Here is a 9,140-nt window from a genome sequence, read left to right on the forward strand (position 1 = left end):
ATAAAACCGCCACTAAAGGACTTATCGTAGCTATATTACTAATGAGTTTTGTACCTATTTTTATGGGTGTAAATATAGCTTGGTATGCGCATATTTTTGGCTTTATATGCGGATATGTTTTGGGTAAATTTAAGGTTATAAAATGAAATATATCTATTTTATCCGTCATGCCAAGGCTCAAAAAGAAAATTATGATCAAGATTTGCAACGAGAGCTTAGTTCTAGTGGAAAAGATGATCTAAAAACTATGATTTATAGGATTAAAGATTTAGAATTTAAAGCTCAAAGCATTATCTCAAGTCCTGCTAGGCGTTGTATAAAAACAGCGCAAAAACTTTGCAAAAGCTTTTCTTTAAAAGAAAAAGATATTAAGATAGAAAAAAGCTTTTATGATGGTAATTTAGAGGATGTATTAAATTTTATAAAAGAATTAAAAGAGAGTAGGGTAGTGCTAATTATGCACAATCCTTTATTACAAGAACTTTGTGAGTATTTAGCTCATATAGATTTAGAAAACTTTCCAACTTCTGCTATTTTATGTATGCAATTTGATATAAAAGAATTTAAAGATATAAAAGAATACAGCGGGGAAGTTGTGTTTTTTGATTATCCTAAAAGTCAAGAAAATAGCTAATCTACATTTTTAACTTCAATTTTATTTAAGCAAAAATATAAACTAAAATTTATCTGAAATAAAAAATATACATCTTTAGTCTTTCATAACTGCATAAAATAACTTATAATATTTTTCAAAAAATTATACTTATTTTTTTATGGATAAATTATTTTAATTCAAAAATTAAAATGCTTTAAATTACTATATTATAGGTATTTAAAAATACATTCCATCTATGAAAGAACAGATAAATATAAAAGTTTGAAAATTATAGTTTTCAATACAAAATATATATAATTTCAAGATTTTACTATTTATCATATAATTTTACATATATATTAAGTTTAAATTAAAATATTTTTATAGACTAAAAAAGCTGAAATGATGAGTAAAAAGGAAAATAAATATAAAAGTTTAGCTTGTATGAAATTTTTGGTTTTATTTGGATTTTTGGATTAGTCTTGAAAGTTGTCTTGCTAAAAATTTAGCACTATTTTCATCTTTACTAAGTTTTTTCATATTTTCTCTAAATTCATAAAGTCTTTTTTCTTGTGTAAAGTCATTTGAAGTATTATCTTGTTTTGAGGTATTGTTTTGTTTTACTTGCTTTTGCACGATTTTTTTCTTAAAAAACATATCATTGTCCTATTTTGTTTTTATAATTATAGCTTGATATTTTTTAAGTAAGATTTTTTTATAATTTTTATATTAGTTTTAAAAGGAAAAAAAGTTTGAAAACCATAGGTTTAATAGGTGGAATGAGTTATGAAAGCACACTTAGTTATTATGAAATTATCAATAAATTAACAAATGAAAAATTAGGAAAATTACATAGTGCCAAGATAGTTTTAACTAGTGTTGATTTTGAAGAGATAGAAGAATGTCAACGTAAGAATGATTGGCAAAAAGCAAGTGAAATTTTAACCCAACATGCCCTACTTTTGCAAAAATGTGGAGTTGATTTTATATTAATTTGTACTAATACTATGCATAAATGTTATGAAAATATACAAAAAAACATTCAAATTCCTATCTTACATATAGCTAAAGCTATGCTTTTAGAACTTCAAGAGCAAAACATCGATAAAGTATTGTTATTAGGGACAAAATACACTATGCAAGAAGATTTTTATAAACAACTTTTAATTAACTCAAAGATTGAAGTTTTTATTCCCAAAAATGATGATATTTTAAAACTTAATGATATCATTTTTAATGAGCTTTGTAAGGGTATTATAAATAAAGAATCGAAAAGATATTTGTATGATGTGATTGCTCAATTTCCACAAGTTCAAGGAGTTATATTGGGTTGTACTGAACTTGGGTTGATTGTAAAAGAAAGCTCTAAAAAGCTATTTGATAGTGCATATATTCATGCTAAAATGGCTACTTTGAAAGCCTTGGAGAATGAGCGATGAAATATCCTCTAGATTGTGAAGAAAATTTTGAAAAGTCATTTTTGTTTTGGCTTTGTAGATATGTGAAATTTAAACTAAATTCTTTATCAAATAAAGAATTAAAAGACCCCCAAGCCTTGGCTGTAGTAAATTTAGCTCTAAGTAAGGGTGTTAAAAATATACAAGAGCTTGATGCTTATGTAAAAAAAGCAAGAAATGCAGGGCTTAGCGGTGTAAATACGTATTTTAATCCTTTGAAAAAACTTTATGAATATTTGTTATTTTACAAGCTTTATTCGCTAAAACAAATTGATGAAGAGCTTTTAGTGGAAATTTTAGCAAGTATTAGCGCTTCTTTATCTGATGCGAGTAAGAAAAATTATCGTATAGCTGTGATTAATTTTTTTGCATTTTTAGATAAACAAAACGAAGAAGATCAAAAAGCACATATTTTTGATATCAACCTTAAAAATTGGGCAGGTATAAGTGGCTCTAAAGGAGTTAAATTACCTGAATATATGAGCGAAGATGAAGTGAGTAAATTTTTAGATGCTATTGATAATACAGATTTTAAAAACAACACTATACGCAATCGTTTGATTATTAAAATCATCATTTTTACAGGAATTAGGGTTAGTGAGGCTATTAATATAAAATTAAAAGATATTAGCGAAGAAAATGATCTTTATATTATACGCATTAGAGCTAAAGGCAATAAATACCGCGTTGTGATGATTAAAAAAGAGCTTATAGAACATCTTTTAAAAGATGTAAGAGTAAATTATCTTTCTTGTGATGGACTTTTATTTGTCAATCGCAATGGCAAGGCCCTAACCCAAGCTTATGTTTCGCGCATAGTAGAACAAATTTTATTTAAAGCAGGAATTCGCAAGCAAAAAAATGGAGCCCATATGCTAAGACATACTTTTGCTACCCTACTTTATAAAAAGCAAAAAGATTTAGTTTTAGTCCAAGAAGCACTAGGCCATGCAAGCTTAAATACTTCAAGAATTTATACACACTTTGATAATGAAAAGCTAAAATTGGCCGCAGAAGTAGCAAAAAAACTTCACGATAGAAATTAATTTTTTATAAAAAAATCCGATATATCCTTTAAAAGAAAGGATATATCATGCAAATAAATAATTATGCTAGTAAAATCAATCCTTATGTTTTAAACACTCAAAAAGAAGAAAAAGAAAGTAAAGAGAGCAAGAATTTTATAGAGTTTAAATTTACTCAAGGTATAAAAGAGCTTGAAAAAAGTGTTAAAGAAAGTCAAAATGGAGAAAAATCAGAAGATGAGTTAAGTAAACTGTATAAAGAACTTTCTAAAATACAAGCTAAAATAACAGAATTAAATGCAAAATTACAGTCAAGCCAAGATCCACAAAAAGCTCAAATGATCAATTCTCAAATTCAAAGTTTAAATTCGCAAATGCAAAGTATTTATGCAAGAATAATGCAAATGTTATCTCAAGCCATGCAAGCTATGCAATGACTTTAATGCTTTTTAGCATTTAAAAACACACTAAGAATGATTAAAGTAAAAGCAAAAAGATCAATTACGCTATAAATAGTCCCTAAAAATAAAAAACTCATAAAAGCAGCGGCCACAGGTTCTATACAAGCTATCATACTAGCTTTAAAAGCTCCTATTAATTCCACCCCTTTTAAATATAAACAAAAAGCCCCTATTGTGCCTATAAGTATAATTCCACTCATAGCCAAAAAGGAATTTAAAGAAAAATCATGTTTTGGGATATTTCCTTGTAATAATACAAAAAGTAAAAAAGAAGCAAATAAACTAGCCAAGCCCATGATTAAAAATAAGCCATATTTTGCTATAATAAGCCTAGCGCTCAAAGAATAAAACGCTACTCCAAGAGCTCCAAAAAAAGCCCAAATAACACCTCTTATATCAAGTTTTAAGTTGTTAATATCCCCATTTGTTATAAGTAAAAATAAAGCAAAAAGTATTAAAAATAAAGCGATTAGTTCTACTTTTTTAGGAAAAATTTTATTTTTAAAACACATAAAAAGCATTATGATTAATGGTGCGTTGTATTGTATCATCGTGGCAGTTCCTGCATCGGTATAATAAATAGCTTTAAAATAACCATATTGAGTTATCAATAAACCAAAGATAGAAAAAATTGAAAGAGAGCTAAGTTCTTGTTTTTGCTTTAGTAATTTTAATTTGAAATTTTTTACACCCAAAATTATTAAAATAACGCCGGTAAAAAGCAAACGATAAAAACTTACCCATTCAGCAGAATAATGATTTTTAAACAAATACTCAGCCAAAACCCCACTTATAGCCCAAAATATTCCACCAAGTATGACTAGAAAAACTCCCAAAAAACACCTTTAATCTTATTAATTTATATAATATTTGTAGTAAAATATTATTATATCATTATGTATATATTTTAAGGAAAATTAATGACTTATTTAGAGATTGATGGTGTTGAAAAATTAAATGGAGAAGTGATAATAAGCGGTGCAAAAAATGCTGCACTCCCTTTGATAGCTTCAAGTATTTTAGCTAAAAATGAAGTTCAAATTTCAAATTTACCAAATGTAGCAGATATTTGTACCCTACTTTCTTTGCTTGAAAATTTAGGAGCAAACTATACTTTTAAAGACAGTTTTGCAAAAATAAATACAAAACATCTAAATAAAACCATAGCAAAATACGACATTGTGCGTAAAATGCGTGCTTCTATACTTACCTTAGGGCCTTTACTAGCTAGATTTGGAAATTGCGAAGTTTCTTTACCAGGAGGTTGTGCTATAGGCCAACGCCCTATTGATTTACACCTTTTAGCTTTAGAAAAAATGGGAGTTAATATTGAGATCAAGCAAGGTTATGTGGTAGCTAGCGGAGGGCTTAAAGGTGCTGATGTGATGTTTGATAAAATCACTGTTACAGGTAGTGAAAATATCATCATGGCAGCAGCCCTAGCTCATGGTAAAACTAGACTTTTAAATGTTGCTAAAGAGCCTGAAGTAGTGCAACTTTGTGAGGTTTTAGCTAGAGCCGGGCTTGATATACAAGGCATAGGATCTTCTGAACTTGAAATTTATGGCACAAGTGGAGAACTTTTAGAATTTAAACCTTTTGAAATTATTCCTGATCGTATTGAAGCAGGAACTTATCTGTGTGCAGGTGCTATCACTAACTCAAAAATTACTCTAAAAAAAGTCAATGTAAGCCATCTTAGCGCAGTTTTAGCAAAGCTAGAGCAAATGGGCTTTAGTTTTGATATTAATGAAGATAGTATTAGTATAAATCCTGCTAAAGAAATCAAACCAGTTGAAATTTTAACTAGCGAATATCCAGGTTTTCCAACGGATATGCAAGCACAATTTATGGCTTTAGCTTTAAAAGCAAATGGCACAAGTATTATTGATGAGAGATTATTTGAAAATCGTTTTATGCATGTAAGTGAGCTTTTAAGAATGGGAGCTGATATAAGATTAAATGGGCATATTGCTACTATAAATGGCACTAAAGAGCTTTTGGGGGCCGATGTTATGGCTACTGATTTGCGTGCGTCTTCTGCTTTGATTTTAGCAGCTTTAGCAGCTAAAGGCACAAGTAAAATTCATAGAATTTATCATCTTGATAGAGGATATGAAAATTTAGAAGAAAAATTTAAAAAACTAGGTGCAAATATAAGAAGGCTTGAAGAATGAGAGATATTTTTGCAACTTTAGATTTTTTAAAAGAACAAATCAAGGCAAAAAATGAATTTCAAAGAGTAAATTTGACACAGGCTTTGGGGTATATTTTGCATGAAGATGTTTTTGTGAAAAAAAACCTACCCGCTTTTGATAATTCTGCCCTAGATGGTTATGCATTAAATTATACACATAAGAATGAATTGCTAAAAATAAAAGGAAGTATTTTAGCAGGCGATAAAAATGATTATATTATAGAAAAAAATGAATGCTATAAAATCATGACAGGAGCTAAAATTCCTCAAAATGCAAATACCATTTTAATGTTTGAAGAAGCTTTACTTGAAGATGAAAAGCTCAACGCTAAAAACGCTAAAGAAAACAATGCCATCCGTTTTAAAGGCGAGGAAGCAAAGCTTGGAGAGCTTTTGTTTAAAAAGGGGCAAAAAATCACCTCAGGTATGGTAGCTATGCTTGCTGCTCAAGGAATTTATGAGTTAAAAGTAGTTAAGAAAATGCGTATTGGAATTTTTTCAAGTGGAGATGAGCTTGTAGAACCTTGGGAAAATGCTGATGAATATAGCATATATAATGCAAATGCTTTTGGAATTTATGCTATTTTGCAAGATTATGCTGATGTTGAATATTTAGGACTTATAAAAGATGATTTAAATGCATATAAAAAGCTTTTAAAAAATAAAGAATTTGATATGCTTATAAGCAGTGGTGGAGCTAGCGTGGGTGAGGCTGATTTTATCAAACAAGCTTTGCTTGAGTGTGATTTTAGCCCTATTTTTGAAAAAGTCAATGCTAAACTTTGTAAGCATGTAAAACTTTTTAGCAAAAGCAATATGCTTTTTCTAGCCCTACCAGGAAATCCTTTAGCCTCTTTAGTTTCAACGCATATTTTTGCAAAAAATATACTTAATTTACTTTATGGTAAAGAACTTTTGGAATTTGATAAAGCAAGATTGACTAAAGATTTAAATTTCAAAGGTCAAAGAAATGATTTTGCTTTTGGAAAATTAGTCGATGGGTATTTTAAACCAAGTGAAGCTAAATTTGGCTCAGGTATGCTAAAACCTTTATGTGAAAACACACATATTTTAATCACGCAAATTGATGATACAAAATTAGTAAAAGATCAAGAAGTTAAAGTTTTAAAAATTTAAGCATTATGTATTGGAGCTGAAAACACATTAAAAGCTTTTTCTTCTTTTTGATTTTGTTTTTCTTTAAACTGCCAAAAGCTTGTGCTGTGTTTTAAGTTATCATAACCTGAGCCTTGTACAGTGTTTAAATTTTCTGTTTTTGATGTTATTTTGTTATTTAATTGTTGATTAACTTTTTCTTTGGTTTGTTCTTCGAGTTTGATTTTAATTTGTTCTTTATAGCTTTGCTCATCTAAAACCATTTTCTTTTCATATTGTTTTGTTTCTTCATTAAAAACTAATTCTTCTTTGTATTTTTTCATTTTATCTTCGGCAAGTTTTTTATTTTGCTTTATTAGATAATCAAAAGGTAAATCATAAAGAGATGTTTTTTTGTCTTGACTTTTGTGATTATGTGAAAATAATTGTTGAAAATTATTAGAAATATTCATTTTTTTCTCAATTTAAATTTTTAAAAGACTGTTTAGAATTTTTTCTTCATTTTTTTGGTATTTGCTTTGGCGTAATTTCTCCCAAGCATATACGCTATAATCTTTAGAAATTGAACCTATATTTAAATCTGTATTACTAAAAGCATTGTTGCTATCTTTTTTATACTCTTTTTCCTCTTTGTCTTTAAGTGCATTAAGTGTAGCTTGAAATTCATCTGAAGATGTGTTTTTTTCTTTGATTTTTGTCATATTGTTTAGGGCTAGTGGACTATTTTTATCATTTACTTGCATGAGTTGCTCCTTTTAAAATTTAATAATCACAAGCAAAAAACATTCCTTAATTTTAAAAACTTGACAATAAAATAAAGTTTTGATAAAATCACACTCTACTTTCAAAATGCGGGAATAGCTCAGGGGTAGAGCACAACCTTGCCAAGGTTGGGGTCGCGAGTTCGAATCTCGTTTCCCGCTCCATTTTTTACACCCTAGTTTGATTTAAAATATTATTTAATTTATCCATTACAGAATTTACATAAGAATTTATACTTTCATTGCTAGGAGAGTAGCCACTAGCTTTAGCTTGATTAAATTGATTATCAAACCAAGCCCCACCATAACCTATGCTTGAATTTTGCCAAGCAATATTATTTTCTTTGGCATAAATTTTAGAATCAAGCCAGCCATCTTGAGCGTGTGCTTTTAAAATTTGTGCAAAATCGACTTTACCTGTCATAATATCATTTAAAGAGGCTAAAGAACCATCAAAACTTTCTTTTGCCATAGCTTCAATATGTGCTTTAGCTAATGGGTTTAATGTTGTATTGCCACCTTCTAAAGCCTCTCCACCGCTAGATTTTAAAAAACTCATAAATAAAGCTTCTTTAGTATAGCTCCCATCTTCATTTTTTGGATAAACAGACATATCAGGATTAAAAGTATCTTTTGCTATATCGCTATCTAAAATTTGAGTTTCCATACTTTCAGGGGAAAAATCTAATTTTTTCAATCCTGTATTGATAGAATTTTGCATTCCTATGCTATCTATAGTATTGTATTGCTCTTGTGTATCATAAAAATTTGTTATAATTTGACTATCTAAATTTTGAAACATAAACTTAAAATCTGTATTATAAATACTATAACCTTTTGGTAAAGAATTTAAATCTTCTACACTAAAACTAGTTTTATTAGAATTTTCAAAACTATGATTTATGATTTGATCAAATTTAGAATAATATTGTCTTATAGTATCAGCCATATCTATATTTGTATAGTAATTTGAAATGCCTAAATGATTTGCAGTGTCTTCTTTAAAACTTGTATTAAATCTATACAACTCATCTAAAGTAGATTTATGTATCTTAAAATCTTCAGGCAATCCCGCTGCTTTGTTAAAATCACTACCCATATAGCCACTAGAATCAACACTATAACCATAAGCCATAGAAGCAGGATTATTAGCTTGTCTATATTTTAAAGCATAAATAGAATTTTTAAAATCGCTTGATATATGATAATTAGGAGAATCGCTTTTAATACTATTTTGATTTAATATTGCTTCATTGAGTGCTAATGTTTGAGTATTATTACTTTGAATTTCAATTAATTTACTAGCATTTTGTTTAACAAAAGTATTTGCAAAATTTGTTTTTGAACTTGTTTTATTTTCTTTATTTGCTTTTGTTTGTGAAATGATAGAACCATAAGAGGAATTATCATTTATACTAAATATACTCATTATGCAATTCCTTAGATTTAGATTTTGCCCTCAATCTTCAATCTTGCATTTTTACAAGCAAATTTTATTCCGCTTATTTTAGCAATTTTCAACTAAATT

The 9,140-nt window shown here is 28.3% G+C and carries 12 protein-coding genes and 1 tRNA gene; 8 read left to right on the plus strand and 5 right to left on the minus strand.

Annotation, left to right across the window (positions count from 1 at the left end; genetic code table 11):
- Together CAMP5060_RS00005 and CAMP5060_RS00010 are read left to right on the plus strand one after the other, a co-directional pair.
- A partial coding sequence (locus tag CAMP5060_RS00005) for a rhomboid family intramembrane serine protease (protein ID WP_337217731.1) occupies positions 1-146 on the plus strand: 146 nt, incomplete at its 5' end.
- Positions 143-634 (plus strand): SixA phosphatase family protein, encoded by a 492-nt coding sequence (locus CAMP5060_RS00010; RefSeq protein ID WP_087699589.1) that lies wholly within the window; start codon positions 143-145, stop codon positions 632-634. The genes CAMP5060_RS00005 and CAMP5060_RS00010, both read left to right, overlap by 4 nt.
- Positions 635-1,054: 420 nt before the next feature.
- On the opposite strand, the gene CAMP5060_RS00015 is transcribed toward CAMP5060_RS00010, so the two are convergent.
- Positions 1,055-1,252 (minus strand): molybdenum cofactor biosynthesis protein, encoded by a 198-nt coding sequence (locus CAMP5060_RS00015; RefSeq protein WP_337217665.1) that lies wholly within the window; start codon positions 1,250-1,252, stop codon positions 1,055-1,057.
- A 95-nt stretch (positions 1,253-1,347) separates the two neighbouring features.
- Here CAMP5060_RS00015 and CAMP5060_RS00020 point away from each other — a divergent pair, with 95 nt between their 5' ends.
- Genes CAMP5060_RS00020 through CAMP5060_RS00030 form a run of 3 tightly spaced genes read left to right on the plus strand, consistent with a single transcriptional unit; the run spans position 1,348 to position 3,514 of the window.
- Positions 1,348-2,034: an aspartate/glutamate racemase family protein gene (locus CAMP5060_RS00020; RefSeq protein ID WP_337217666.1), complete on the plus strand. Its 687-nt coding sequence runs from the start codon at positions 1,348-1,350 to the stop codon at positions 2,032-2,034.
- Positions 2,031-3,098 carry a tyrosine-type recombinase/integrase gene (locus tag CAMP5060_RS00025; RefSeq protein WP_087699595.1) on the plus strand — a complete coding sequence of 356 codons (1,068 nt, stop codon included), beginning with the start codon at positions 2,031-2,033 and terminating at the stop codon, positions 3,096-3,098. The genes CAMP5060_RS00020 and CAMP5060_RS00025 overlap by 4 nt, the downstream gene beginning before the upstream one ends.
- A 47-nt stretch (positions 3,099-3,145) precedes the next feature.
- A complete protein-coding gene (locus CAMP5060_RS00030; RefSeq protein ID WP_337217667.1) occupies positions 3,146-3,514 on the plus strand; it encodes a hypothetical protein in 369 nt (122 codons plus the stop codon).
- Positions 3,515-3,516: 2 nt separating this feature from the next.
- On the opposite strand, the gene CAMP5060_RS00035 is transcribed toward CAMP5060_RS00030, so the two are convergent.
- Positions 3,517-4,374: a DMT family transporter gene (locus CAMP5060_RS00035; RefSeq protein WP_337217668.1), complete on the minus strand. Its 858-nt coding sequence runs from the start codon at positions 4,372-4,374 to the stop codon at positions 3,517-3,519.
- A gap of 84 nt (positions 4,375-4,458) precedes the next feature.
- Between CAMP5060_RS00035 and murA the strand changes: the two genes are divergently transcribed.
- A complete protein-coding gene (gene murA, locus CAMP5060_RS00040) occupies positions 4,459-5,715 on the plus strand; it encodes a UDP-N-acetylglucosamine 1-carboxyvinyltransferase (RefSeq protein ID WP_337217669.1) in 1,257 nt (418 codons plus the stop codon).
- Positions 5,712-6,872 carry a molybdopterin molybdotransferase MoeA gene (locus tag CAMP5060_RS00045; RefSeq protein WP_337217670.1) on the plus strand — a complete coding sequence of 387 codons (1,161 nt, stop codon included), beginning with the start codon at positions 5,712-5,714 and terminating at the stop codon, positions 6,870-6,872. The genes murA and CAMP5060_RS00045 overlap by 4 nt, the downstream gene beginning before the upstream one ends.
- Here the strand turns inward: CAMP5060_RS00045 and CAMP5060_RS00050 are convergent.
- Positions 6,869-7,303, minus strand: coding sequence for a hypothetical protein (locus CAMP5060_RS00050; RefSeq protein WP_214100641.1), 435 nt, complete (start codon positions 7,301-7,303; stop codon positions 6,869-6,871). The two genes, CAMP5060_RS00045 and CAMP5060_RS00050, sit on opposite strands and share 4 nt — an antisense overlap.
- 12 nt (positions 7,304-7,315) lie before the next feature.
- Positions 7,316-7,594: a hypothetical protein gene (locus tag CAMP5060_RS00055; protein ID WP_214135981.1), complete on the minus strand. Its 279-nt coding sequence runs from the start codon at positions 7,592-7,594 to the stop codon at positions 7,316-7,318.
- Positions 7,595-7,702: 108 nt separating this feature from the next.
- On the opposite strand from CAMP5060_RS00055, the gene CAMP5060_RS00060 reads away from it, so the two are divergent.
- Positions 7,703-7,777: transfer RNA gene (locus CAMP5060_RS00060), tRNA-Gly, on the plus strand.
- Positions 7,778-7,781: 4 nt separating this feature from the next.
- Here CAMP5060_RS00060 and CAMP5060_RS00065 read toward each other — a convergent pair.
- Complete coding sequence (locus tag CAMP5060_RS00065; RefSeq protein ID WP_337217671.1) at positions 7,782-9,041, minus strand: Cj0814 family flagellar-dependent secreted protein; 1,260 nt, start codon at positions 9,039-9,041, stop codon at positions 7,782-7,784.
- Between the last annotated feature and the right edge of the window lie 99 nt (positions 9,042-9,140).

It is taken from the genome of Campylobacter sp. 1569 (assembly GCF_024723675.1).
Classification (GTDB): domain Bacteria; phylum Campylobacterota; class Campylobacteria; order Campylobacterales; family Campylobacteraceae; genus Campylobacter_D; species Campylobacter_D jejuni_C.

Coding starts and splice junctions, on each gene's coding strand:
- CAMP5060_RS00010 (WP_087699589.1), top strand. CDS start 143: ATGAAATATATCTATTTTATCCGTCATGCCAAGGCTCAAAAAGAAAAT.
- CAMP5060_RS00015 (WP_337217665.1), bottom strand. CDS start 1,252: ATGTTTTTTAAGAAAAAAATCGTGCAAAAGCAAGTAAAACAAAACAAT.
- CAMP5060_RS00025 (WP_087699595.1), top strand. CDS start 2,031: ATGAAATATCCTCTAGATTGTGAAGAAAATTTTGAAAAGTCATTTTTG.
- CAMP5060_RS00030 (WP_337217667.1), top strand. CDS start 3,146: ATGCAAATAAATAATTATGCTAGTAAAATCAATCCTTATGTTTTAAAC.
- murA (WP_337217669.1), top strand. CDS start 4,459: ATGACTTATTTAGAGATTGATGGTGTTGAAAAATTAAATGGAGAAGTG.
- CAMP5060_RS00045 (WP_337217670.1), top strand. CDS start 5,712: ATGAGAGATATTTTTGCAACTTTAGATTTTTTAAAAGAACAAATCAAG.
- CAMP5060_RS00050 (WP_214100641.1), bottom strand. CDS start 7,303: ATGAATATTTCTAATAATTTTCAACAATTATTTTCACATAATCACAAA.
- CAMP5060_RS00055 (WP_214135981.1), bottom strand. CDS start 7,594: ATGCAAGTAAATGATAAAAATAGTCCACTAGCCCTAAACAATATGACA.
- CAMP5060_RS00065 (WP_337217671.1), bottom strand. CDS start 9,041: ATGAGTATATTTAGTATAAATGATAATTCCTCTTATGGTTCTATCATT.